Origin of the sequence: Pseudomonas syringae pv. cilantro, from assembly GCF_001293775.1 — a bacterium.
Classification (GTDB): Bacteria; Pseudomonadota; Gammaproteobacteria; order Pseudomonadales; family Pseudomonadaceae; genus Aquipseudomonas; species Aquipseudomonas syringae_P.
Window position 1 is genome coordinate 122,391 of record NZ_LGLN01000077.1, and the last position, 24,859, is coordinate 147,249.

General features: G+C 59.6%; 23 protein-coding genes and 2 pseudogenes. 6 read left to right on the plus strand and 19 right to left on the minus strand.

Annotated elements, in window-relative coordinates:
- Nucleotides 1-36: 36 nt before the first annotated feature.
- Entirely contained in the window at nucleotides 37-1,296 is a 1,260-nt protein-coding gene (locus tag ABJ99_RS21215; RefSeq protein WP_054087472.1) for a sensor domain-containing diguanylate cyclase, read from the minus strand.
- Nucleotides 1,297-1,655: 359 nt separating this feature from the next.
- Between ABJ99_RS21215 and ABJ99_RS21220 the strand changes: the two genes are divergently transcribed.
- A complete protein-coding gene (locus ABJ99_RS21220) occupies nucleotides 1,656-3,026 on the plus strand; it encodes a GntT/GntP/DsdX family permease (protein ID WP_054087473.1) in 1,371 nt (456 codons plus the stop codon).
- Nucleotides 3,027-3,745: 719 nt separating this feature from the next.
- Here ABJ99_RS21220 and ABJ99_RS21225 read toward each other — a convergent pair.
- The 13 genes from ABJ99_RS21225 to ABJ99_RS21285 form a co-directional block, all read right to left on the minus strand.
- The gene (locus ABJ99_RS21225; protein WP_054087474.1) at nucleotides 3,746-4,210 is read right to left on the minus strand and encodes an NUDIX hydrolase; all 465 of its coding nucleotides are present in this window, start codon (nucleotides 4,208-4,210) and stop codon (nucleotides 3,746-3,748) included.
- Between the two features lie 42 nt (nucleotides 4,211-4,252).
- Complete coding sequence (locus ABJ99_RS21230) at nucleotides 4,253-4,939, minus strand: GntR family transcriptional regulator (protein WP_054087475.1); 687 nt, start codon at nucleotides 4,937-4,939, stop codon at nucleotides 4,253-4,255.
- Nucleotides 4,936-5,331, minus strand: coding sequence for an oxalurate catabolism protein HpxZ (gene hpxZ, locus ABJ99_RS21235; RefSeq protein WP_054087476.1), 396 nt, complete (start codon nucleotides 5,329-5,331; stop codon nucleotides 4,936-4,938). Before hpxZ ends, ABJ99_RS21230 begins: the two co-directional genes overlap by 4 nt.
- Nucleotides 5,331-6,008 carry a cysteine hydrolase family protein gene (locus ABJ99_RS21240; protein ID WP_054087477.1) on the minus strand — a complete coding sequence of 226 codons (678 nt, stop codon included), beginning with the start codon at nucleotides 6,006-6,008 and terminating at the stop codon, nucleotides 5,331-5,333. The genes hpxZ and ABJ99_RS21240 overlap by 1 nt, the downstream gene beginning before the upstream one ends.
- On the minus strand, nucleotides 6,005-7,540 hold the full coding sequence (locus ABJ99_RS21245; RefSeq protein WP_054087478.1) for an ABC transporter ATP-binding protein: 1,536 nt from the start codon (nucleotides 7,538-7,540) through the stop codon (nucleotides 6,005-6,007). Before ABJ99_RS21245 ends, ABJ99_RS21240 begins: the two co-directional genes overlap by 4 nt.
- A gap of 2 nt (nucleotides 7,541-7,542) precedes the next feature.
- On the minus strand, nucleotides 7,543-8,229 hold the full coding sequence (gene biuH / locus ABJ99_RS21250) for a biuret amidohydrolase (protein ID WP_054087479.1): 687 nt from the start codon (nucleotides 8,227-8,229) through the stop codon (nucleotides 7,543-7,545).
- A 4-nt stretch (nucleotides 8,230-8,233) separates the two neighbouring features.
- Complete coding sequence (locus ABJ99_RS21255; RefSeq protein WP_054087480.1) at nucleotides 8,234-9,250, minus strand: formamidase; 1,017 nt, start codon at nucleotides 9,248-9,250, stop codon at nucleotides 8,234-8,236.
- 25 nt (nucleotides 9,251-9,275) lie between these two features.
- Nucleotides 9,276-10,196 (minus strand): ABC transporter permease, encoded by a 921-nt coding sequence (locus ABJ99_RS21260; RefSeq protein ID WP_054087481.1) that lies wholly within the window; start codon nucleotides 10,194-10,196, stop codon nucleotides 9,276-9,278.
- Nucleotides 10,189-11,301 (minus strand): ABC transporter permease, encoded by a 1,113-nt coding sequence (locus tag ABJ99_RS21265; RefSeq protein ID WP_054087482.1) that lies wholly within the window; start codon nucleotides 11,299-11,301, stop codon nucleotides 10,189-10,191. The genes ABJ99_RS21260 and ABJ99_RS21265 overlap by 8 nt, the downstream gene beginning before the upstream one ends.
- Nucleotides 11,302-11,310: 9 nt before the next feature.
- On the minus strand, nucleotides 11,311-12,420 hold the full coding sequence (locus ABJ99_RS21270) for a BMP family ABC transporter substrate-binding protein (RefSeq protein ID WP_054087483.1): 1,110 nt from the start codon (nucleotides 12,418-12,420) through the stop codon (nucleotides 11,311-11,313).
- Nucleotides 12,421-12,434: 14 nt separating this feature from the next.
- A complete protein-coding gene (gene atzF, locus ABJ99_RS21275) occupies nucleotides 12,435-14,240 on the minus strand; it encodes an allophanate hydrolase (RefSeq protein ID WP_054087484.1) in 1,806 nt (601 codons plus the stop codon).
- 250 nt (nucleotides 14,241-14,490) lie between these two features.
- Complete coding sequence (locus ABJ99_RS21280; protein WP_054087485.1) at nucleotides 14,491-14,871, minus strand: glyoxalase superfamily protein; 381 nt, start codon at nucleotides 14,869-14,871, stop codon at nucleotides 14,491-14,493.
- Between the two features lie 47 nt (nucleotides 14,872-14,918).
- Nucleotides 14,919-15,401, minus strand: coding sequence for an Lrp/AsnC family transcriptional regulator (locus ABJ99_RS21285; protein WP_054087486.1), 483 nt, complete (start codon nucleotides 15,399-15,401; stop codon nucleotides 14,919-14,921).
- Between the two features lie 437 nt (nucleotides 15,402-15,838).
- Between ABJ99_RS21285 and ABJ99_RS29330 the strand changes: the two genes are divergently transcribed.
- Complete coding sequence (locus tag ABJ99_RS29330) at nucleotides 15,839-16,270, plus strand: LysE family translocator (RefSeq protein WP_230081070.1); 432 nt, start codon at nucleotides 15,839-15,841, stop codon at nucleotides 16,268-16,270.
- A gap of 52 nt (nucleotides 16,271-16,322) precedes the next feature.
- Here ABJ99_RS29330 and ABJ99_RS21295 read toward each other — a convergent pair whose 3' ends face one another.
- Nucleotides 16,323-17,744, minus strand: a complete 1,422-nt coding sequence (locus ABJ99_RS21295; protein ID WP_054087487.1) for a sugar porter family MFS transporter — start codon at nucleotides 17,742-17,744, stop codon at nucleotides 16,323-16,325.
- Between the two features lie 314 nt (nucleotides 17,745-18,058).
- On the opposite strand from ABJ99_RS21295, the gene hmpA reads away from it, so the two are divergent.
- From hmpA to ABJ99_RS21310, 3 genes are all read left to right on the plus strand, one after another.
- Nucleotides 18,059-19,243 (plus strand): NO-inducible flavohemoprotein, encoded by a 1,185-nt coding sequence (gene hmpA / locus ABJ99_RS21300; RefSeq protein ID WP_054087488.1) that lies wholly within the window; start codon nucleotides 18,059-18,061, stop codon nucleotides 19,241-19,243.
- Between the two features lie 210 nt (nucleotides 19,244-19,453).
- Nucleotides 19,454-20,080, plus strand: a complete 627-nt coding sequence (locus ABJ99_RS21305) for a glutathione S-transferase family protein (RefSeq protein ID WP_054087489.1) — start codon at nucleotides 19,454-19,456, stop codon at nucleotides 20,078-20,080.
- A 368-nt stretch (nucleotides 20,081-20,448) separates the two neighbouring features.
- On the plus strand, nucleotides 20,449-20,895 hold the full coding sequence (locus ABJ99_RS21310; RefSeq protein ID WP_054087490.1) for a GNAT family N-acetyltransferase: 447 nt from the start codon (nucleotides 20,449-20,451) through the stop codon (nucleotides 20,893-20,895).
- 65 nt (nucleotides 20,896-20,960) lie between these two features.
- Here ABJ99_RS21310 and ABJ99_RS27610 read toward each other — a convergent pair whose 3' ends face one another.
- The 4 genes and pseudogenes from ABJ99_RS27610 to ABJ99_RS21320 form a co-directional block, all read right to left on the minus strand.
- Nucleotides 20,961-21,122, minus strand: a complete 162-nt coding sequence (locus tag ABJ99_RS27610; protein ID WP_080378250.1) for a DUF2986 domain-containing protein — start codon at nucleotides 21,120-21,122, stop codon at nucleotides 20,961-20,963.
- 342 nt (nucleotides 21,123-21,464) lie between these two features.
- Nucleotides 21,465-21,857: a sensor histidine kinase gene (locus ABJ99_RS21315; protein ID WP_230081071.1), complete on the minus strand. Its 393-nt coding sequence runs from the start codon at nucleotides 21,855-21,857 to the stop codon at nucleotides 21,465-21,467.
- 57 nt (nucleotides 21,858-21,914) lie between these two features.
- Nucleotides 21,915-22,115 (minus strand): annotated as a pseudogene (locus ABJ99_RS28840) (ATPase domain-containing protein); the annotation flags it as partial.
- Nucleotides 22,116-22,452: 337 nt separating this feature from the next.
- A complete protein-coding gene (locus ABJ99_RS21320; RefSeq protein WP_054087492.1) occupies nucleotides 22,453-23,400 on the minus strand; it encodes a bestrophin family protein in 948 nt (315 codons plus the stop codon).
- Nucleotides 23,401-23,775: 375 nt separating this feature from the next.
- Between ABJ99_RS21320 and ABJ99_RS21325 the strand changes: the two are divergent.
- A pseudogene (locus ABJ99_RS21325) lies at nucleotides 23,776-24,750 on the plus strand (type III effector); the annotation flags it as partial.
- Nucleotides 24,751-24,859: the final 109 nt, after the last annotated feature.

Sequence of the window (24,859 nt, forward strand, 5' to 3'; positions counted from 1 at the left end):
AGGTTGGCGAGGCGCTACGTCACGTCAGCCCGGTGATCAGCTAGCGCGTTCCACCCGGTTGCGCCCCAGGCGCTTGGCTTGATAAAGCGCCTTGTCCGCGCGCTGAATGAGGCTGGCTGCGGTTTCCCCTGACTCAAGTTCCGCGACGCCCAGTGAGATGGTGATGCAGCCGGTTTCGGTCAGTTCCAGACTGGCAACGCCCTTGCGCAAACGTTCGGCCAGTTCGGCAGCCTGATTCAACGAGCTGTCGGCCACCAGCACCAGAAACTCTTCGCCTCCCCAGCGGGCTGCAACATCGAACATTCGGACCTGGTGTTTGAGGATGTCGGCGACGCTTTTCAACACGCTGTCGCCGGCGGGGTGTCCGTAACGGTCATTGACCTGCTTGAAATGGTCGATGTCGCAAATGATCAGGCTGAAGGGGCGTCCCGACACCCGTGTCGTGTTGATCAGGCGCTCCAGCGTATGTTCGGCCGCTCGGCGATTGTCCAGGCCGGTCAGCGGGTCGCTGTGGGCAAACTCCAGCAGTTGCTGTTCGCGTCCCATGCGGGTGGTGACGTCCGGGCTGATGCTCACGTAATGAGTGATTTTCCCTTCCAGATCACGGAGCGGGGAGATGCTGTGTTCTGCGTAGAAAAGAGAGCCATCCTTGCGCTTGTTGATGAACGTGGTGCGAAACGGCTCGCCGCTCGCCAGCGTCTCGTTGAACTGCGCGTAAAAGGCCTCATCGTGTTTGCCCGAGCGCAGCATCCCCGGGTTCTGGCCGACAATCTCGGTCGCGCTGTACCCGGTAATGTTCTGGAAGGCTTCGTTGACAAACACAGTGACGGAATTACGGTCGGTGATGATGATCGGATCGAGCGCCGCGTTCAGCGCCTGGGCCAGCAGGTACTGTTCGCGTTCGGCTCGAATGCGCGGGCTGATGTTCTGCTGGACGGAAACGAAATTGCACACGACGCCCGCTTCATCGCGTACCGGAGAAATCTTCCACTCGACGACATACGGACTTCCGTCTGCGCGGTAATTGATCGTCGATCCTTCGAAAAAAAGACGTTCGCTCAGGCAGCGGCGCATCCGCTCGATGATCTGCGGGTCGGTCTCCGGCCCCTGCAGAATCCGTGGCGATACGCCGATCAGATCCTCTGCGGCATAACCGGTCATCGCGCAAAACGCCGGATTGACATAGACAATGAACGGCCCGCCCCCGGTCATTTCGGCATCGGTGATCAATACGGCATTGAATGACTGCTCGACAACTGCTTCAAGCAAGGCCAGACGCTGACTGGATGAGGTCATCTGATTTCCCGTCGAGTGATCCTGTGATTGACCGCGGCTCTGATCAGACACTGTATGACGCATTGCCTTGAGAATAGCCGGGGCTGCCGTTTGGACCGCGTGCCCTGAACACTCGTTGCCTTCGCACTATACCCACATAGCCTGTGCGGTGCATCTGCACCGAACGGGCCGTGATTGCGGCCTGAACGGGCGTTTCAGTCTGAAAATCCAGGCGGCAAAACCTGCGTTGAATCCATATTTTTTCGCGACGTCATGGCGCATTCCGGTATCGTCTGAAAATATTGAAACCAATTGTTTCCATTTCCAGACCGGTGCTCGCGATGGGCACCCGCACTTAACCATACGACAGGGGACCTGAATTGGATTTATCGTCTGCTGCCTGGGTGCTTCACGACACCTGGCTGATCATCTGCTGCCTGATTGCCATTGCCACGATCATCGTGTTGATCAGCGCGACCAGGCTTCCGCCTTTTCTGTCGATTCTGGTAGGTACGTTCATTGCCGGGATAGGCGCAGGCTTACCGGCTGAGTCGGTTGCAAAAGCCTTCAGCAAAGGCGCTGGTGCCATTCTTGGCGAGGCCGGAATCATCATCGCCCTGGGCGCGATGCTCGGGGCGTTGATGGCCGAGTCGGGGGCGGCGGATCGCATTGCCTCTACCTTGCTCAAACTGGGCAAAGGCCGGATGCTGCCGTGGATCATGGCGCTGGTCGCGATGGTCATCGGCCTGCCGCTGTTCTTTGAAGTCGGCCTGGTCCTGATGGTGCCGATCATCTTCGTCATGGCGCGTCAGTCCGGGCAGCCGCTGCTGAAAATCGCCATTCCGGCACTGGCGGGCATGACCACCCTGCATGCGCTGATGCCGCCTCATCCCGGACCGCTGATTGCCGTCAGTGCGCTGCACGCGGATTTGGGGCTGACCATGCTGCTGGGGCTGTGCATCGCTGTGCCCGCGGTGATTCTCGCCGGTCCCCTGTATGGCAACTGGTTGTCCGGGCGCATGCACATCGAACAGCCTGCCGAGCTGGGCGAGTTGTTCAGCGCCAAGCCTGAAGCCAGCCGTCAGCCAGGGTTCGGCGTATCGTTGCTGATCATCCTGCTGCCAGTGATTCTCATGCTCGGCAGCACCCTGGCCAAGGTCGCCCTGGAACCCGAAAGCACTGTTGCGCTGACCTTGGAGTTTCTCGGCGAGCCGCTGGTGGCTCTGGGCATCGCAGTATTGGCGGCAACCGTTTGCCTGGGCTGGGCCAATGGCCTGTCTCGTGAGCATGTTGGCGCAACGCTGCGTAAAAGCCTGGCACCGATTGCCGTGCTGTTGCTGACCATCGGCGCAGGCGGTGGTCTGAAGCAAACGCTGCTGGATGCCGGGGTCAGCCAGACCATCAGCAAAGTGGCGGAAGGCGCGCACATGCCTTATCTGCTGCTCGCCTGGCTGATTGCCGTGGCCCTGCGCCAGGCCACCGGTTCAGCCACCGTGGCAACGACCACGACGGCGGGTATTCTCGCGCCCATGATGGCCGGTCTGGCGCCGGTGCAGGCGTCGCTGATTGCGCTGGTGATCGGTGCGGGCTCGGTGTTTTTCTGCCACGTCAACGACGCCGGCTTCTGGATGGTCCGCGAATACTTCGGTCTGCAGTTGAAACAAACGCTCTGGGTGTGGTCGGTGTTGCAGACCATCGTCTCGCTGGTCGGGCTGATCGGCACGTCATTGTTATGGCACTGGTTGACGTGAAACGCAGCGGTTTGCCTGGTGCCCTACGCAAGTAGCGGCGCAGTTGAACCGCTCTAGTCTGGCCTGGCTCGGTAAGCCGGGACGCTCAGGCACTGCATTCGGCAGCCGATCTGATAATGCGCAACAGCGCCTCTGATCGCATCGGCCTGTTCAACAGATAACCCTGTTCTGCCGTTATATCCAGATTGAGTGTTCGCCCCAGAGACAGGATGCTGCACGAGATGAAAATGTCCTGGCCTTCGATCTGCAATGCCGTGTGCAATTGACTGACGATACGTTCAGGTGTGACGCATGTCACGATCCGTCAAGTAACCTTATGACTTGCGTTGCTATTGCATTTTTGCAGACAGCGCTGGCAGAATTTTGCTGTGCTCATCATGGGTAACCAGTGCGCGGTTTTGTGAAGTGTCGAAGTAAGGATTTTCGGGCTATCTCAATATCAACCGTGTTGCAATTCGTGTTAAGGACGGGGGGCATAACGTCACACCGGACAAGGTACGTGCACGTTATTACAGATGCTTGGCACTGCTTCCTGAGGCAATTCAAGCAACGAGTCGGGCGTATTTGTTTGACAATTCAAGGGCTAAAGCTGAGCTAGAAGCAGAAATCACCGATGCGTCAGATGTTGAATACACATTCAACGAGGTGCCGGAATGGTGCAGCGTTGCAATTGAAGCGCTTGAAAAGCTTGTGCACTATGCACCTTGGATGCATAACGTCTAAAACAGCTTCTGCCCCCAAACCCCCGCATCCTCGAGCATTTGTGAAAGGCTGTCTGGCCATACGATTTCTTCTGTAGATTTCAGCTCGTTAGCGGACCACCAACGATGCTCCGCCATGACCTGAGTTTCCTGCCAAGTCCATTCTGACCGAGAGAGCGCCTCACTCTCGGCATGCACAACGTAGTATCGCTCAACTGCGAGCACGGTTTCGCCGCTGGGAAGCAGCATCGGGAAACTTCTGTCGGCAATGTGTTCAGCGACCGAGCTGACCCGGATACCGGTTTCTTCGCGCAGTTCACGCATGGCAGCGGCCTCAAAAGTTTCGCCGTCTTCGACGCCACCGCCAGGCGTTGCCCAATAGTTTTTGCCGGCCAGCGCACCCTCTTTATGCTGAAATCTGAACAGCAATACTGCTCGTGACGGGCTGATTACCAGCAATCGTGCGGATTTTCGCTCACGCATTTGTCTGTCCTCCGCGAAGTTGAGCGTCTATGCACTCAGTCATCAAGCCTCATGCCGCCTTCGCGCATCGGTGAGCATGGAGATCGTCAGTTTGCGCACTTCCAGTTTGCTGATTTCCACGTGTGAGCGTAACAGCAACAACGCCTCATCCCGTTTGCGCGCCTGCAATGCGTTGAGGATGGCGGCGTGTTCGAGGTAGGTGTGTTCGATGCGGGCGCTTTTGAAGAAGTCGAGGCGTCTGACGATGCGGATGCGTTCGGTGACCTCCTGGTGAACCCGGGCCATTTCCAGGTTGCCTGAGGCCGCCACCAATTGCGTGTGAAACTGTTCATCGAGGTCGGCAACGATTTGCATATCGACCTGCCTGCGCTCGGGAGCGATCAGCCAGTGTGCGCGCAGGATATTGAGCTCCGGATGCACGTCGGAGGAGGCGCAGATACGTTCGATCGCCGCGCATTCAAGCACGATGCGCAGGTCGTAGAGTTGATCGATCTGGTTGAAATCCAGCGGTCTGACTGACCAGCCGCGCCGGAACTCTACGTCCAGATAGCCTTCGCGTTGCAGGCGATAGAGCGCATCACGTATCGGGGTTCGCGAGACTTGATAACGATCTGCCAACTGGGTTTCGGTAAACCGGTCGTAAGGCAGCAGATAAAAGTCGAAAATCTCCTGCTTGAGCCGGCGATAGACGTCTTCTGCCAGCGCGTTGGTGGTGTTCGGGGGATTCAAGGGCGTGGCTCCAGGCTGCTCAGGTCAATGCTGACATGTGCGGCAACGACTTTCCAGCCGCCCTCAAGGCGAGCCCAGGTCTGCATTTGTCGTCCCAGACGTTGAGTCACGCCATCGTGGAATTCGGTACTGACGGTGGCGAAGTCTTCGCCAAAGGTGCTGATCACGGTACGCAACAACGTGCGGCCCGGCCCGACCGGCTGACACTGGCGTCGATAGCGCGCAATGGTGTCGGCGCCGTGCAGGTTCTCCGCGACGCCGTAGCGAACGGTCTGTTCGGAATTCCAGAAGTAGGCATCCAGTGTGGCCAGTTCATTGGCCAGCAGGGCGCGTTCGTAGTCGTTGAAGGCGTGGGTCACTTCGGCGACCACATGGGGAAGGTTGATGTCCATTACTGCGTACTCCTTGTGTGCAGGGCCAGTTGCAGGTCGGCGAGCGAGGCAACCCGCCCGACAATCGCACCTTGCGCGGTGATCATGTCCAGGGTGGCCTGTTTGAACGCGGGGAAATAGCTTTCGGTGGCGTCTTCGAGCAGCAGGCAGCGATAACCCCGGTCATTGGCCTCGCGCATGCTGGTCTGCACGCAGACTTCGGTGGTGACGCCGGCAAAAATCAGGTAGGTGATGCCCGCTTCGGCGAGCTTGGCGTGCAGATCGGTGGCGAAAAACATGCCTTTGCCGGGCTTGTCGATGATCCATTCACCGGCAATGGGCGTCAGCGCGTCGATGATCTGATTGCCGGGCTCGCCGCGAACCAGAATGCGCCCCATCGGCCCCGGATCGCCAATGCGCAGCCCCGGTGAACCGTGCTCGAGTTTGGCTTGCGGGCAGTCGGCCAGGTCCGGGTGGTGAGATTCGCGGGTATGAATCACTGCAAGACCCTGGTCGCGAGCCAGCGCCAGCAGTTGCCGCACGGCGGGCACGATGGCTTGCAGAGGCGCGACATCGTTGCCCAGCGCGGCCCCGAACCCGCCGGGTTCCAGAAAATCGCGCTGCATGTCGATGATCACCACCGCTGTACGCGAGGGCTCGAAGAGGAAGGCGGAAGGGCGCGCTTGCAGGCTGATCATGGCAACGCCTCCGAATGCTGTTCGGCACCGGCCATGTGCCGACCCAGCTCGGTGCGGTCGGCGGTCGCTGCGGGGGATGCAAAAACCAGCTCGCCGTCATGAATGACCACGATGCGGTCGGCCCGGCTCAGCAGTTCGTCGAGGTCTTCACTGAGCAGCAGAACCGCTGTGCCGTTGTTGCGCGCATCGATCAGGCGCTGGTGGATCAGCGCCACACTGGCAAAGTCCAGGCCGAAGACCGGGTTGGCGACGATCAGCACGGCGACGTCACGAGTCAGTTCGCGGGCCAGCACGGCGCGCTGCACGTTGCCGCCCGACAGGGTGCCGATCGGCCGGTTCGGGTCGTTGGGCGAAACCTGAAACTGCTCGATCAGTGTTTTTGCCTGCGCGCCAATGGCACGACGATCGAGACGCCAGCCCTGACGGCACAAAGGCGGCTGGTCGAAGTTGCGCAGGGCCAGATTGTCAGCGACGCTGAAACCGCCAATACAGCCATTGCGCAAGGGTTCTTCCGGCAGACTGAACACCCGCAAGCGCTGCATCTGTTCGCGCCGGGCGTGGTAAGGCTGGCCGTCGACCGAGATTTTTCCTGCGCTGAACGGTCGTTGGCCGAGCAGTGCTTCGGTGAGTTCGCGTTGCCCGTTACCGGAGATGCCCGCAATCCCGACAATTTCCCCCGGATGCACCGCCAGCGAAAGGTTCTTCACCGCCAGCGTTCCCTTGTCGCCCGGCACGTCCAGGTTTTCTACCTGCAATTGCGGCGCGCTGGCCGCCGATAGCGGGCGCTCAGTGCTGACGCTGCGCAACTGCGCTTCGCCCATCATCCAGGCGGCCATCTGCTGAGTGCTGGTGTCGGCCACGGCTGCCGTGCCCACCCAGCGACCCTTGCGCAACACGGTAACGTCGTCGGCGTAGGTGCTGACCTCGCGAAACTTGTGGGTAATCATCAGCACGGTCAATTCGCCACGGTGCGCCATCGCCTGCATCAGGCCTAGCACTTCATCGGCTTCCTGGGGCGTGAGCACCGAGGTGGGCTCGTCGAGAATGACCAGCCGCCGCTGCAGATACAGCTGTTTAAGGATTTCCAGTTTCTGTTTTTCACCGGCGGCCAGGCTGCTGACCGGGCGATGGATGTCGAGCCGCAAGGGCATGTCCGCCATGAACGCTTCGAGGCGCTCGTGCTCGGCGGCCCAGTTGATCCGCCACGGCAGATCACCCCGCGACAGCACCAGGTTTTCCGCAACGCTCAGGCCCGGCGCGACGGTGAAGTGCTGATAGACCATGCCGATCTGCAACTGATGCGAGTCGCGCGGTGTGCGAATCGCATGCTCGCGGTTGTTGATCAGAATGCTGCCTGATTGCAACGGGCTGTAGCCAATGATGCCTTTGACCAGCGTGCTTTTGCCCGCACCGTTTTCGCCGAGCAGGGCGTGCACGGTGCCGGCGCGGACCTTGAACGACACCTCGTCCAGCGCCCGAAACGTCCCGAAATGTTTGCTGGCACCGATCGTTTCCAGGCTCGCGGCGCGCATGCTCATGCCTCCAGTAGATCGCGAAGCAGCGACGAATGACCGACGGCGCCGAACACGCCGCCCTGCATCTTGACCATGCTCAGCGCCGCCGCGTGATTGCCCGGATCGGTGGCGCCGCAGCAATCTTCGAGCAGCAGGCATTCAAAGCCGCGGTCGTTGGCTTCGCGCATCGTAGTGTGCACGCAGACGTCGGTGGTGATGCCGGTCAGGATCAGGTTATCGATGCCGCGCGTGCGCAGGATCAGCTCCAGATCGGTGGCGCAGAACGAGCCTTTGCCGGGTTTGTCGATGATGATTTCGCCGGGCAGCGGGGCCAGCTCGTCGATGATTTCCCAGCCCGGTTCGCCGCGCACCAGAATCTTGCCGCACGGGCCCGGATCGCCGATCCCTGCGCCGATACGCTGCGAGCGCCAGCGTTTGTTGGCCGGCAGGTCGCTGAGGTCCGGGCGATGCCCCTCGCGGGTGTGAATGATGGTGAAGCCGAGCGGACGCATCACCGTCAGCAGCGCCTTGATCGGTTCGATAGGCGCACGGGTCAGCGCCAGGTCATAGCCCATGCTGTCGACGTAGCCACCGACGCCGCAAAAGTCGGTCTGCATGTCGATCACGATCAACGCCGTGTTGTGCGCGTGCAACTGGCCGTTCCATGGCCAGGGGTAGGGCTGCGACGCAATATGACGTTCACTCATGGCGTTACTCCTTCCAGCTGCCGGGCGTGGGTTTGAAGTCGCGTTCGGGCGCGGCGAAACCGCACGAGCTGCCGTCGGTGTGCACCACGTCGTTCTCCCAGGGCAAGCGGTACAGGCCAGCGGTCAGGTCGTGCATGTACGTGTAAGGGCAATCGCGTGCGCCGCCCTTGACCGCCACATAACCGCGATGGCCGAACTGATAGATGTTGTTCTCGACACCCCAATGCACACGCGCTTCACGGACCAGATCGGGGCGCAGTTCGCAGCAGACGATTTCGTCGGCGCGGCCACCGCCTTCGGCCATGATCGTGCCATCGAAGTCGACGAACATGGCTTCGCCCATGGAATCGAACGTGCCATCGGAGCCGCACATGCAGACACTTGCGGTCTGCATGAGGTTGGTGAAGGCGTTGCTCTGGTTGGTGATTTTCCACGAATGGCGGATCGGCGCGGTGTAACCGGCGGTGCGCAACATGATGTCGGCCCCTTTGTAGGCGCACTCGCGGGCCATTTCCGGAAACATGCCGTCGTGGCAGATGATCAGCGCCAGCTTGCTGCCTCGCGGCCCGTCGCACACTGGGATGCCGAGATCGCCTGGCTCCCACGGTTCGACCGGCACCCACGGATGCAGCTTGCGGTAGTACAGGCGAATCTCGCCGAGGTCATCGACGATCAGACCGCTGTTGAACGGATTGCCGTGCGGGTTGGCTTCCATGATCGAGAAGCAGCCCCAGATGTGGTGCTCCTTGCACGCCTCGCGCAGCGCCATGACTTCCGGCCCTTCGAGGCTGCACATGATTTGCGGCGCGGTGCTCATCGACAGGCCATGCAGGGAATACTCGGGAAACACGATCAGGTCCATGCCCGGATTGCTGCGCCGCGCCTTGGCCACCATGCCGACCACTTTCTGCGTTTGTGCCCACAACGCCTCGCGGGTGTGAGGATCGGGCAGCGCCAGTTGCGCCAGGCCGATCACCACGCCGTTGGGCGACTTGTTCAAACCACCAAGACCACTGGCCATGTCATGCCTCCTCGAAAAGATCAGTTCATCGCGTCAGGCTGAGTTCGCCCGGCGCGCCGTTCAGCGTGCGGCCGCGGCGGCAAGTGGCGTACATCACCACTAGCGTCAGGGCATAGGGCGCGGCTGCAAACAGGTAGTAACCGGCGCTGATGCCCACTGCCTGAAGCGCCGGGCCGATGGCGCCAGCGGCACCGAACAGCAGCGAGGCCCAGAGGCAGGCCAACGGGCGCCAGCGGGCGAAAATCACCAGCGCCACCGCCATCAGACCCTGGCCGCTGGACAAGCCTTCGTTCCAGCTGCCGGGGTAATAAAGCGACAGGTAGGCCCCGCCGATCCCCGCCAGCCCGCCGCCGACAGCGGTGGCCACGATGCGTACCCTCAGGGGTTTATAGCCCAGCGCCTGGGCGGTTTCGGCATGGTCGCCGACCAGCCGCAGCATCAGCCCCCAACGGGTGGTGCGCAGCCCCCAATGCAGGGCGAACGCCAGGGCTGCGCCGACGAAGAACAGCACATTGATGTTCAGCGCCGAACGCACGCGTTCCTCGTGGCTCCAGGCACCCAGGGCCAGCGAAGGCAGCATCGGCGCTTGCGGCTGGATAAAGGCCTTGCCGAGAAAAAAAGCCAACCCCGTGCCGAGCAGAATCAGCGCGATGCCGAACGCGATGTCATTGACCCGCGGCAGCGAGCAGGCCAGGCCGTGCAACAGGCCGAGCAGAATGCCGACCCCGGCGGCCGCGCCAACGCCCAGCCAGGCCGAGCCGCTCAGGCACGCCACGGCATAGCCGGACATCGCCCCGGCAACCAGAATGCCTTCCAGCCCGAGGTTGATGCGCCCGCTTTTCTCGGTCAGGCACTCGCCCAGACTGACGAACAGAAACGGCGTGCCGACGCGGATCGCGCCGGCCAGCAGCGCGAGCAGAAAGGTGCCCAGGTCGATATCACCCATGTTGCAACGCTCCTTTCTCGTCGACCCGTGTGTGCAGCGTCGACAGCCTGATTTTCCAGGCCGCGATGCGCCCGCCCAAGGCTTCCCAGAGCAGCAGGTTGGTGAACAACAAGCCTTCCAGAATCAGCGTGGTCGCATCTGGCAGACCGAGCCGTCTTTGCAGCAGTCCGCCGCTGGCTTCCAGCCCTCCAAGCAAAATGGCGCAGACGATAATCGCCAGCGGATGATGGCGAGCAGCGAAGGCAACGAGGATGCCGCTGGTGCCGTAGCCCGCGATCAGTGCCGCATTCGCGCTGCCTTGTACCGCCGTGACCTCGAACATGCCGGCCAGACCTGCCGCCGCGCCACCCAGCAGGCAACTGAGCAGAATCAGGCGGTCCACCGGCAAGCCAATCATCAAGGCGGTGCGCACGTTGCCGCCGACCACCGCGAGGGCAAAGCCCTTGACGCTGTGGCGCACCAACACATACGCCAGCAGGCAGGCGACCACGCCCGCCACCAGCCCCCAATGCACTTCAAAACCGTCACTGATGGTTCCGACCAGATAGGCATCGTCCAGCGGCGGAGTCGAGGGTTTGTTCAGGCTGGCCGGATCGCGCAACGGCCCTTCCACCAACTGTCGGAACAGCGCCAGTGCGATGTAGGAAAGCAGCAGACTGCTGATGGTCTCGTTGACCCCACGGCGCTGGCGCATCCAGCCGCTCAGACCAATCCACAGCGCGCCCACGGTCATCGCCGCCAGCGCCATGCCGCCCAGCATCACTGCGGCAGGCAGGTGGCCCAGCCATAACGGCGTCACTGCCGCCGCCAGCCCGCCGAGCACCAATGCGCCTTCACCGCCGATGATGATCAGCCCGGCGCGAGCAGGCAGGGCTACGCACAGCGCTGTCAGCATCAGCGGCGCGGCGCGTTGCAAGGTGTTTTCCAGCGCAAACCACGAGCCGAATGCACCTTCGCCGACCAGTTGCAGCGCCTGCCAGGCGGGCTTGCCTTGAATCGCCAGAAACAGCCCGAACAGCACGCACGAGGAAAACACCGCCAGCAGCGTAGGCAGCCCCGGCAACAGTGCGCTGGCAAAACGGCGCAGACCTATGGATGGACTCATGAACGTTCCTCAGAGCTGGCCAAGCACGCCTTCGACCAGATAATTCATGCTCTCCAGAGCAATGTCGGTCTGGGTTTGCGCCACGCCATCGGCAATCACCACAGCGCCTTTGTTGTCCTTGAGCGGGCCTTTGAAAATCACGAACTGACCTGCGAGCATCTGGGCTTTGATGGCATCCGCTTGTTGCTTCGCGGCAGCGGTGACGGCGGGGCCGTAGGCAGATGTCTTCACGAAGCCTTCCTTGAGCCCGCCGCGCAGGAAGTTGATCATCGGCGCGCCGCTCTGGGCTGCCGCGACGTGAGCGCGATACGGGGTTTCCCAATTCCATTCGGCCCCGGTCAGGTAGCCTTTGGGCGCCAGCGCCGCCTGGCTGGCGTGGTAGCCGCAGGTCATGACACCGCGCTTCTCGGCAGTCTCGACTATCACTTTCGGCCCATCGACATGACAGGTCAGCACGTCACAGCCTTGATCGATCAGGCCGTTGGCGGCTTCGGCTTCCTTGACCGGTAACGACCAGTCGCCGGTAAAAATCACCGTGGTGACGATGCTGGGGTCTACCGAGCGCGCACCCATGGCAAAGGCGTTGAGGTTGCGCAGCACTTGCGGCACGGGTTTGGCGGCCACAAAACCGAGTTTTTTGCTCTTGCTCATGTGCCCGGCGATCACGCCATTGAGGTACTGTGCCTCGTCGATGTAACCGAAAAAGCTGCCCGCGTTCATCGGGTCTTTACCTTGCTGCCAGAGGCCGCCGCAGTGCGCGAAACGCACGTCCGGGTACTTCTTGGCGACCTTGACCACATGCGGTTCGAAATAGCCGAACGAGGTCGGGAAAATCAGCGTGGCGCCGTCCTGACGGATCATGGCTTCCATGGTTTTCTGCACGGCCACGGTTTCCGGGACGTTTTCCTCTTCAATGACTTTGACGTTGGGCAGCGTCTTGATGATGGCGGCAGCCTGGGCGTGGGCCTGGTTGTAACCAAAGTCGTCGCGCGCGCCGACGTAGATAAAACCCACCACCAGCGGTGCGTCGGCCGAGTAGGCGCGACCAAAAGGCAGCGCCGCGCTCAGGCCGATAATGCCCGCCAACTTGATGAAACTGCGACGATCAACGTTCGACATGGTGCTACCCCTGATCAATGAGCGATGGAAGATATGTGCGCGGCGCGATAGGCGCGCCAGCCTTTGTACCGGGTGATATCCAGCGCGCCTTCAAGGCCGCCAGGCTCACAGATGAAACCCTTGACCCACTGGCCGTCGGCCAATTGCAGGGAGCCAATGCCCAGTGGCGCGGGAATCGCGGCAACGAAGGCCCCGAACTGGCTCAACGGCATTTCCCAGACTTCAACTTCGATGCTCGTGCCGTCGGCAGGCACGCGCACCAATCCCGGTTTCGGCGGAGAGGTCTCTGCCAGTGCATATAAACGGTAATCCGCGCTGGTGGTCGTGGTGCGCAGCAAGCGAGCGCCGCCTTCGAGCAGTTGCCAATTGAGCGGCTGACCGACCAGGTGCGCGCCGACCACCGCAACCTGGACGGTCGGGCTGTTGCAGGGCAGGGGCGCCATCGCAATAGCGTCACGCTGGTCTGGCTGGCCGAACAGCGGTTGCCAGGCGGCGGCGATTTCTGCAATTCGCTGGTCGGCACCCGCCGGCCCGATCAGCGTAATGCCCGCAGGCAGCCCGTCAGCACGTGCGATTGACGGGATGGCGATGGCGCACAGGCTCATCAGGTTGACGAAGTTGGTGTAATAACCGAGTTGCGAATTGAGTTCGATCGGGTTTTTCAGCACCGCATCGATGGTCGGCATGCACGGCGCGGTCGGCACCACCAGCACATCGACTTCCGCCAGCAATTGCTGTGCTGCGCGGGTCAGTTCTGCCAGGCGGTAACGGGCGTTGAAGGTATCCACGGCATCAAAAGAGGCCGCGCTCTGTACGATGCCGCGCACCACAGGGTGGATGTCGCCGGCGTTGGCGTCGAAGAACCTGCCAATCGCCGCCCGGCGTTCTGCGACCCATGGCCCTTGATACAGCAACGCTGCCGCCTCGGCGAAGACCTCGAAGTCGATTGATTTGAGGGTCACCAGAGGATCGCTTTGCAGGGCTTCCAATGCTTTTGAATAGGCCGCCTGCGCCTGCTCGTCACCGAAGAATTCGCAGCGCTTCGCCACCGCGACACGCCGCGCCCTTCGCTGCACTGGCAGCGCTGCTACCTCCACACTGGCAGGGTCCCGCGCGTCGTAATCCGCCATGACGTGCGTGACCTGCCAAGCCTGCATCACGTCCCTGGCAAATATCGACGGGCAGTCCAGCGTGCGGCAGGCGGGCAAAACGCCTCGGTTGCTGAACAGCCCGAGGCTGGGCTTGAGCCCGACGATACCGTTGAAACCCGCCGGCACTCTTCCCGAACCTGCCGTGTCGGTGCCCAGCGCAAAACTGACGTAACCGCGCGCCACCGCCACGGCCGATCCCGAACTGGAGCCACCGCTGACATAAGCCGGATCATGGGCATTGCGCACCGCGCCATAGGGCGAGCGAACGCCCACCAGGCCGGTCGCGAACTGATCGAGATTAGTTTTGCCGATCAACAGCGCACCGCTGTCGAGCAGTCGTTGCACCACATGAGCGTGTTCGTCGGCCACATAGGCGAAGGCCGGGCACGCTGCGGTGGTCGGCATTCCCGCCACGTCGAAATTGTCCTTGACCGCAAACGGTACGCCGAACAGCGGCAGTTGCGCGTAAACCGAGTCGCCCAGCTCTGCGGCGATACGTTCCAGCGCGGCGACTCGTTCAAGCAGGTCCGCCTCGGGCACACGATGAATCCAGACTTCCGGCCGGTCATCCGCATCGATGTGCGCCATCAGGGTGTGGACCAACGCTGTCAGGGTCAGTTGGCCCGAGCGTAAAGCCGACTGTAATTCGGAAATGTCGAGTGCGGTCATGGTGGTGTTCATTCATGTATACAAGATGAATCAGCACCAGTGCACTTAATGGGCCAATGTTGCCTCGACCCGCTTTTACAAGGGATTAGAGGCGATTCGCCTGGTTTTTGCCGACAGGGGATGCGTCATCTCTGCGCCTGGGGTCGCCAGCTTGCCCAACGATGGGTCACGCGAGGTCTGTTATCGGGAAGGGCAGCGTCGGCCGGACTGCCGGGTTCATCGGTATCCGGCTGGCGCTTGGGCCCGCTTTTCAGCTCTGGCAGAACCTGATCCGGTTGCCGAACGGGTCACAGACTTCCAGTACTTGTCCCCAGCCTTGCTGAACGATGCCAGGTCGCGCATAGCCGTATTGCTTGCCGATCAGCTCATCGCGCAATTGCTCGATGTTCTGAGTGGGAATAAACACCGCCGCCCCCGGACAAGCATCACCGTGGTGCTCGGACAGGTGCACATGCAGCCCGTTGCGGCTGATCCCCAGGTACAACGGCAAATCAGCCTCGAAGCGGTGCTCGAACTCCACGCTGAAGCCGAGAAAGTCCAGATAGAACTCACGCGCTTTGCGTTCATCGAACATCCGCAGGATCGGGATAGCGCTGCTGAAAGTGACGGGGGCTGGTTCGGTTGCGGACATTGCTATTCCTTTATTGATTGAGGGGCATCATTGCAGAAACCCGGCCATCACAGCGCTGACTGTTTTACCGGAAATGAAACGAAAGGCTTTATTTCTTTCAAGACGAACATGCTTTGCATTTCCTTGATTCCGGGTAATCGCCGGACCACCGTCATCGCAAAATCGGCGAACGAATCCAGATCGCGTGCCACGACCTGAAGCAAAAAATCGGCATCGCCACCGATGCTGTAGCACGCCACGACATCTTCCAGTTGCATGACCTCTTGCTCGAACTTTCTGGCTTCGGCTTCGCTGTGACGATCAATGCTGACGCGGATGAACACCATGACACCCAGTCCGATCTTTCGCCGATCCAGCACCGCTTTGTAGCTCTGGATATAACGGTGTTCTTCCAGCTGCTTCACCCGTCGCCAGCAAGGCGAGGCAGACATGCCTATCTGGTCGGCCAGTGTCTGATTGGTGATCCGGCCGTCCTGCTGCAATGCCGTGAGGATCTTGATATCAACAGGGCTCAATGTTTGCGTAATCATAAATACCCTTGATCGATAGTCTGGAGGAAAATTCTACCGGCTTTGCCTGCACTGCCAGCAATAGTAGGTGATTTTTTCCTGATTGAAGGGCGTAGTATTTTTCAGGCAGCAGCTTGGCAAATAGCTCTGTCCCAACCACTTCCAGCTGTTGTGATCGTTGTATTTCAAGGAGCGAAAGATGCTTGATCTGACCCAGGTCCTTACTTATTCGGCAGCCCTTGGCATCGCCGCGGCCATTCCAGGCCCCGGTATGGCGGCACTGGTGGCACGAAGTGTCAGTGGTGGTGCGCTGTCAGGCTTTTGCCTGCTGTCCGGGCTGATTCTGGGTGATCTGACCTACCTGTCATTTGCTGTCTTCGGGCTAGGGTCTGTTCCCGTTTCATCGCGAGCCGCGTTGCTGGGCCAAATCTCGCCANAAACGGGAACAGACCCTAGCGATGATCGCCGAGCACTTCAACGCGCTGTTTCAGGTGGTGCGTTGGGGGGCTGCTATTTATCTGTGTTATCTGGCGTGGCAGTTCTGGTTCGCAGATCACCAGACCATAGAGGTGGGCAAACCGGCGAAGAGAAAGGAATTATTGTCAGCGGCCGCATCCGGACTGACCATTACATTGGGCAACCCCAAGACCATCGCCTTTTATCTGGCACTTTTACCCTTGGTCATCAGTCTGGAAACGGTCTCTTTGCAGACTTGGGGAATGGTTTTGGTGCCGCTGACTGTCATCGTGTTACTTGCCGTGGGTGCAGTGTTCATCTTTGCTTCTTTGCGCATCAGGCATTTGTTGTCGAGTGAGCGTGCGCAAAGAAAACTGTTTCGCGGTGCGGCGGCGATCATGGTCGCGGCGGCAGCTTCCATGCTGGTTCGCTGAGCAGCCAAAGAGGCGGATGAGACCTTCAGTGGCCTCATCCTGTTGCTGTAAGTTACAGCTCTTTCTTTAGATGCTTCTCGATCTGTTCAAGCGACTTGCCTTTGGTTTCCGGCAGGCACAAGAACACGAAGATCAGTGAGCCAACGTTGATAGCGGCGAAGATGAAGAACGTCGGGTTGCCGATGGTATCGACTGCAATCGGGAAGGTGAACGCCACCGATGCGTTGAACAACCACTGCATCGACACGGCGGTCCCGGTCAGCAATCCGCGTACTTGCATCGGAAACAGCTCCGACATCAGCAGCCAGTACACCGGCGATATGCACATCTGCATGAACAGCAGGAACACCAGAATGCAGGCCAGGGCGGTGTAGCTCTGGGTCAGATTCTGCGGCATGAACTGCAGCACGCAACCAAGCGCTGCCTGCATCAGAATCACGATCACCAGGCCGGTCATCAGCAAATGCCGACGCCCGTAACGGCCAATGGCCCAGATACCCAGCAGGGTCGCGATGACCGACACTACGCCGTTGCCGATGGTGGCGGTCAGCGCAGCGTTGGTGCCCATGCCGGTGCTTTTGAGGATGATCGGCGTGTAATACATGAACGCGTTCACGCCCGTGAGCTGCGCGGTAAAGCCCAGACCGATGCCGATCAGCAACAACTTGATGACCCAGCGCTGGCGTAGCAAATCCTTCGCCTTCGGACGATTGCGAGCCTGTTCGTCCTGAGCTTTCATCTCGTCGACTTCACGCTGCGCGTCGTCCTTGTTGGTGCGCAGTTGCTCCAGCACATCCTGCGCCTCGTCGAAACGTCCTTTGGACGCTAACCAGCGTGGCGAAGGCGGTACGAAGAAGGTGCCGATCAGCAGCAACACGCCAGGCACCATCGCGATGGCCAGCATGTAGCGCCAGATTCCCGGTGTGTGCAACAAGGCAGCCATGACCGCGCTGAGCACGTAGGCAAGCAGCTGGCCACTGACGATCATCAGCTCGTTACGGCTCACCAGCCGCGCTCGACGCGACGGCCCGGCGATCTCTGCGATGAACACCGGCACCGTCGCCGAGCCGCCGCCCACTGCGATACCCAGCAGGAAGCGCGCAGCGACCATGAACGGAATGGAGGGCGCAATGGCCGTGCCCAGCGCACCGACGATGAACAATACCGAGAGCAGACGCAGGGTCAGACGTCGCCCGAACCGGTCGGAGATGTAGCCGCTGGCCAGCGAGCCGAAAGCTGCACCGACGATCAGTGAGGCTGTGATCATCCCTTCGCTGTAGGCATTCAGCCCCAGCCCGCCCTGATCGGCAGGCAGGGTCATGAAGGGCAGTGCGCCCGCGATAATCCCGGTGTCATAACCGAACGCGAGTGCGCCCATGGTCGCCACAAGTACGGATATAAAGATGAGTCGATTCGCTGAAACAGTTTGCCGGCCTTGTTGGCCAGCCGCTGATGGGGTGCTACTTGAAGACATGAATCTGAAGTCCTTCGCTTGAAACCAGCGTCGTGCCAGTACATAGATGTGAGGCTTAGGGCGATGTCAGCCGCGCTAGTTCCCTGCGACCGGGGGCGGAAGTGGAATTATCCGGCAGTTTTGTGCTGAGTCCGGATGGCGAATGATCCCGCCTGGCTGATGTGGTCGTAATGACTCGAATGCTGGAATTCGAGTCATTATGACTGAGTCTTTTTGACTGTTATGAATTATTAGTCTTTGTTTTATAAGATTTTTTATCTGGCATGCGCGTTGCTATGCCTCCAGCAGTGAAATCATCATTTCTGGAGTAGACCATGCTGACCGCAGCTGAACACGCCATTATCAAAGCGACGGTGCCTGTGCTTGAAACGGGGGGCGAGGCGCTGACCACGCATTTTTACCGGATCATGCTCATTGATTATCCGGAAGTACGTCCGTTGTTCAATCAGGCGAATCAGGCAAATGGCGCGCAGCCGCGAGCGCTGGCCAATGCGGTCCTGATGTACGCGCGCAACATCGATCGTCTGGAAAATCTCGGCCCGCTGGCCTCTCAGATCGTCAATAAACACGTCGCGCTGCAAATTCTTCTTGAGCACTACCCGATTGTCGGCAGTTGCTTGTTGCGGGCCATCCGTGAGGTGTTGGGTAAGGAGATTGCGACTGATGAGGTGATCAATGCCTGGGCTGCGGCCTATCAGCAACTGGCGGACATTCTGATCAACGCTGAGCGCGACGCCTACGACAGCATCGAGGCTGCGCCGGGCGGCTGGCGAGGCGGGCGTCTGTTTCGGGTGGTGCGCAAGGTTGAGGAAAGCGCTGAAATCACCTCGTTCTATCTGGAGCCTGTCGACGGCCAGCCAGTCATTGCGCACAAGGCCGGTCAGTACATCGGGCTGAAGCTGGAAACCCCTGACGGGGAAATTCGCAGAAATTACTCGCTGTCTGCGCCTGCCAACGGGACGAGCTACCGCATCAGCGTCAAGCGTCAGCCAGGCGGCGTCGCCTCTGCTTATATGCATGATCAGGTCTCGGTGGGCTCTATCGTCGAACTGTTCCCGCCTTCCGGTGAATTCACCCTGATCGAGGGGAAAAAACCACTGGTCCTGATCAGCGGTGGTGTGGGGATCACAGCGACGCTGGCCATGGCTGAAACAGCTTTGGAACAGGGTGACCGGCCCGTGGTGTTCATCCACTACGCCCGCAATGCCAGCGTGCAGGCGTTTCAGAACACACTGGATGAATGGCACGCGCGTTATCCGCAATTTGCCGCGCATGTGATCTACAGCGAAGCAGCCGTCGGTGCACCGGCGCCGGTTGTGGCAGGGCGTCCATCGGTTGAGCACCTGCAACAATGGCTGCCGGTTGACCGTAATGTCGAAGCTTACTTTTTGGGGCCAAAACCGTTCATGGCGTTCATGAAGCGTGCGCTTGATGATCTGGGTGTACCCAAGGATCAGAGTCACTATGAGTTCTTTGGTCCGACGGAGGCGCTGGGCTGAGTGCTCGTCGTTGAACGGTTTAAAGTGCTGCGGGCGGCAGTCTGCAGCACATCCCCAGGTTTAGCGGCGATCCAGCAGCTGCAGCGACACAAGCCCGTGAAGCCCTGAGTTTTTTCAGGACGTTCATCGAATGGCATTCATTTCAGGGCACTCCCCGGCAGCAGGGCAGTCTTTTTCTTAGACTCTCACTCATGACCAGCGGAGCCCTACATGATCACTGTTCACCACCTCAACAACTCTCGTTCGCAGCGCATTCTCTGGCTTCTTGAAGAACTCGACATTCCCTACGAGATCAAGCGTTACCAGCGCGATCCGCAAACCAACCTTGCGCCACCCGAACTCAAAGCCATCCATCCACTGGGCAAATCGCCGGTCATCGAAGACGGCCCTCACGTGCTGATCGAGTCCGGCGCCATTGTCGACTATTTGATTCGCCGCCACGGCGAAGGCCGCCTGCAACCGGATCCGGCCAGTGCTACCTATGATGAATACGTGCAATGGCTGCACTTCGCCGAAGGCTCGGTCATCCTGCCACTGATGCTCAACCTGTATGTCGGACGCCTGGGTGACGCTGGCGCGCCGCTGCATCCGCGTATCGAATCCGAGCTGGCGAACTACCTGGGTTACTTGAACGAAGCCTTGGGGCTGACGCCCTACCTGCTCGGAGAAGAACTGAGTGGCGCGGATATCCAGATGAGCTTTATCGGCGAATTTGCCAAGGCTCAGGGAATGCTCCAGCCTTACCCGAGCCTTGCCGCCTGGGTACAAAGACTTCAGGCCAGACCCGCGTATCGCAAGGCGCTGGAGCAGGGTGGCGAGTATTCGTTCGCCAATTAAACTGGCGAGGCTTTGATCAAGGCTGCCAAGGGGTTTGGTACCTGAGGCTTGCAGTCAGGTCAGGCTTGGGGGATGTTTTTCTCTTGTTGCCTGACCTTACAGTTCATCAATCGAGGTGGCGGGTTTTTTGGTCCGCTTCGCAGCCCATCGCAGCCGTCGTAACCTCCTGAAGCTAAGCCCTCCGGGCAGAAGCGAGTGACTTCGTACACGTGATCATTTATACCTGCGGCTGACGTCATTGAGGTGGCTGTTGTGCTCGGTATGCAGACGCTTTTCAGCGTACTGCCAATAGCTGAAGGTTTGCGCATTTTCTTGCGAGTGCCCTGCATCGCCATTGGAGCTCGATCCTTCCAGCTAAAGGTCATCAGATGAAGAACGTTGAGATCCGCAAAGTCACTGATCTGCCACCGCGGATTCTGATACTGGAAAAAGAGGCTGCGGCAGAGGGTTTCAGGTTTCTTTCGCGACTGATTGACGAGTGGGAGTCCGGGAAAAACCGGTTCGATGCGAAAGGTGAATGCCTGATGGCCGCGTTTCTGAACGGATGTCTGGTGGGTATCGGCGGTCTTTCACGCGATCCGTTTGCGGAGGGTGAGGTGGGTAGGTTACGCAGGCTTTATGTGGCCAGCGCCTTCAGAGGGCAGGATATTGGAAAGGCTCTGGTCAAACATTTGGTTAAGCACGCGGCTGAACAATTTCGTGTCGTGCGGCTTTTCACTGATACTGCAAGTGGAGCCCGGTTCTATCTGGGCTGCGGCTTTGAGCCTGCGAACGATGAGCACGCAACTCACGTCAGGTTTCTCGACGGTGGTTGAGGCCACGGGCTATTTTGCGTCGGCAGACGCGGGTCATACTCGTTAAAGACTTCGATAGCGCGCTATCAGTTTTCTGTACAAACTACCGGGTCTTGTCCGGATTCCGCCGCCTGCTTCACCCGATCAGCCTTGCTCACATACTTTGATTTGCTCGCCGGTGCCAGTTTGGCGCTGGCTTTTTTAGCGTGAGCTTTTAACAACTGCTGTATTTTTTTGCGGCGATTCATAGTTGGCTACTCGGCTTGCAGTTTTCGCGATGATATCAGCTTGAATATCGTCCAGTCGCCCATGCGGCCTCTCATTCCGATGCTGGCACGAGACTCAAACGCCCGACCACTTCTCGTTTCCATGCCCTTCGGCCAGAATCAAAAGCAGACTTGTTCATAACGATGAGCCACTGCATGGGAAAACACTTCTGGACGCTCTGCGTCCGATCTTGAATGCGGCGCAGAGCGTCACGAAATGAATATCCGCTGACCTCGGAGCACAGGCACGAAAGTCAGAGCAGTTTCCGTCCTGTTTTTCAGGCTTGTCAGGACTTGTTTCCGGCAATGGTGACAACGGCAATATCACCAGAAACTCACTGCCCAGCCGTTACCCTGACTGGCGGCCGTGACCTTGCCGCCATGTGCCTCGATCAGTTCGCGAACCACGGTCAGGCCGATCCCCAGGCCGTTGCCATTGAAGCCGATGGCGTGTTCGTCCTGAACATAGGGATTGAAGATGAACGGCAGTAAGCTGGGCGAAATGCCGATGCCATCGTCGGAAATACGTATTTCCAAAACGTCCGAATCAATGCTGGCCGACAGTGTGATGGTCCCTTCGACCAGTTGCGAGATATGCCGCACCTGACTCTCGATCAGCTCCCGCACCCGCGGCAGTTGGTCGCTTGGCAGCCGGACCATTCGTTCGGCAATCAGGCTGATCGGGGTCAACGGGTTGCGCAGTTCGTGGGCGACCACGGCAAGGACGCTTTTCTGCTGGATCAGTGCCTGCCCGGCGCTGGCCTGCAGGCCATGGGCGCTCAGCCGAGTGGTCTCGTCCAGGATCAGTTGCACGATCTCGTCGATGGACAGGTCCGGGGCGCGGTTGTCGATCAGGCCGACCTGACCTTGCTGGATCAGGCTGGCGAGGGCGGTGTTCTGAAAGTGATTGGGGCGTTGCTCGAACACCGCGATCACGCCGGTTTCACCGTTGCGCACACTTTCTGCAAGAAAGCTCTGGCTGCCTGCCGGAGAGTACGAACGCTATCGATTAGGTTCGCGGCGTGGAGTCATGGGAGCGTATACGGTGCCACTACGTTTCACTGTAAAACAGGGTGAGCTGAATTATCTGGGCGAGCTGGTTTATGGCTGCTCTCTGAATGCCCGGCCCGCTGCGCTCTATGGCGCAATGAATTGCGGGCTCCTGGCGCTGGGTAAGTGCTCCGTATCTGATCCGTCTGTGAGCATTTGTATGGTGGACCGACGAGAACAAGCTGTCAGAAGTTTTCTGAAGAAAAATCCCGAGTACTCGACGATGCCTGTTCGTTCGTCGGTGATGGTTGGCCGCCAGGAATCAAACGGCCAGTCGATGCATCTGCCACGCAGTCCCTTCCGGGCCTTGCGAGTCAATGACCAGCCTGTGCTTTTCCGGCGCATCGAGCATCGAGCGCAGGTTCTTTTCGATGGTGTTGCACAGGTCTTCCATGCGGATCCGGTGCTGGCTGTTGCCGAAAGGCGCCTGCAAGTCGGTGCCGATTCGGTCCATCGCCAGCAGCATGCAGCCGACCACGGTCGATATCGCCGGGGTGAACCAGCCCAGGGTGGTGACCATGCTCAGCGGCATGATGATGCAGAACAGGGTACTGAACAGCCTCGGGAAATACACGTAAGGGTAGGGCAGCGGAGTGTTGGCGATTCGCTCCATGCCGCCCTGGCAGTTGGACAGCTCGACCATGGTCGATTCCAGCCGGGCGAGACGGATGCTATCGATTCGCCCTGCGGCAAACTCTTGCGCAATGATGGCGGCGGAGCCGTTCAAAATGTCATTGGGAAAGTTGTTGCTTTGCGACGCTTGCCGGATCTCTGTTGGCGACAGCAGGCCATCGAGCTGCGCCGTGCCGACGTTGCCTTTCAGATGCGCGCGCAGAGCCCGTAAATAGGCCACGTGACGCTTGAACAGCACGGCCTTGATCGGGTTATCGCCGTCCTCACGCTCATTTTCGATCAGCGTCAATACCTGACGGCCGAAGCTGCGCGAACTGTTGACCATTGCGCCCCACAAGGTGCGGGCTTCCCACCAGCGATTGTAGGCGCTCGAGTTGCGAAAGCTGATCAGCACGATAAGCGCCGAACACAGCAGGGTCAGTGGCATCAGCGGAAGATCTATAAAACCCGTGCTTTGTATCAGCATGAAGTCGAGGGTCACGGCCACGTCCCAGAGCAATAGCCAGAACAACGACCAGCCAACGTAAGTAACCGTTCTGCTGATGCACCGCCATTTCTTTTCAAAAGGACCAGGCATTGCGGCACTCCTTTGCGGGTTGGGGAAAGAGTGGCGCAGTCATTAAACACGCCACGCTGCAAACTTACTGATCCAAACTTAACGCTCGCTTAATTCTCCCAGGTTTTGAACTAACACTCTGAAGTAAGGCGCTTGCCATGGTTTTATTACAGTTGTGCCATCTCCCTGCTGTAAAAGCCAAAAAAAGGAACCCGTAACGGTGTCGCGACCACTCAGCCTTGTCGGTCCTGTTCACTGACGGGCATCCGGACGTTCGCAATCCCCATCGCTATTGGATCGACGCCTCATTGCTTTGCCTGTATGCAAGCAAGTCGTCCGGTTAAGCCCATCTCAGCGCGTTGCTATCAAACATCCGCACACAGAGAGGGAATTTCCATGTACATCAACCGCTCCATCAGTTCTCAATCCAGTATTGGCACTGAGAGCTTCCACTCCGCACATGAGACTTTTGCCTCCAGTTCGGTCAGGGTGCTCAGTGAGGCCGAGCAGACCAAACTGAATGACATCACCCATTACCTGACAGATCATGTATTCGCCGCACACAGGTTACCGGTAGACGATATCAACGCTGATCAGGATGTCGTTCATGCCCACAACGTCGAGATCGGCAAAATAATCAGCGCACGTGCCCTACGCTTGCTTGATGAGGGCGAAACCGCTCTCAGCATTGGCGAAACCTTTGCCAAGGCCGAGAAGTTCGACCGCATGGCAAGTGCGGCCTCGGGCGCTTTAAGGGCAACACCGTTTGCCGCGGCGTCCGTGCTGCAATACATGCAGCCAGCCATTAACAAGGGCGACTGGTTACCGACACCGCTCAAGCCCTTGACCCCGCTTGTGTCCGGAGCGTTGTCGGGAGCCATGGATCAGGTCGGCACCGGCGTCATGAACCGTGCGACCGGTGACCTGCATTACCTGAGCACCGCGCCGGAAAAACTGCACGATGCGATGGCTGCTTCAGCAAAACGCCATACGCCGGGTGTCATGCGCCAGGCTGCGGATCTGGGTATCGCCGTTCAGACCTACACGGCGCGAAATGCGCTGCGTACCGTGCTGGCTCCTGCACTGGCCTCACGACCTGCTGCGCAGGGCGCGGTAGACATCAGCGTGTCAGCAGCGGGTGGCCTGGTCGCCAACGCAGGTTTTAGCGAGCGCCTGCTCACGGCGCAGGCGCGTGATCACTTGCGTGGCGGTGCGTTTGTTCTCGGCATGAAAGACAAAGAACCCAAGGCAGACTTGAGTGAAGAAACCGACTGGCTCGATGCCTACAAGGCGATCAAATCCGCCAGCTACTCGGGCGCGGCGCTCAACGCTGGCAAGCGGTTAGCGGGTCTGCCGCTGGACGTCGCCACCATCATCAGCCAGCGATGTGTCTCCGCCAAGGCCGTTTTCGTTTTGAAACGGGTCCTGCCACTCGTTCGGGTCCTGAGCGGTGTCCTGATTCTTCATGGTGTTCGCAAGC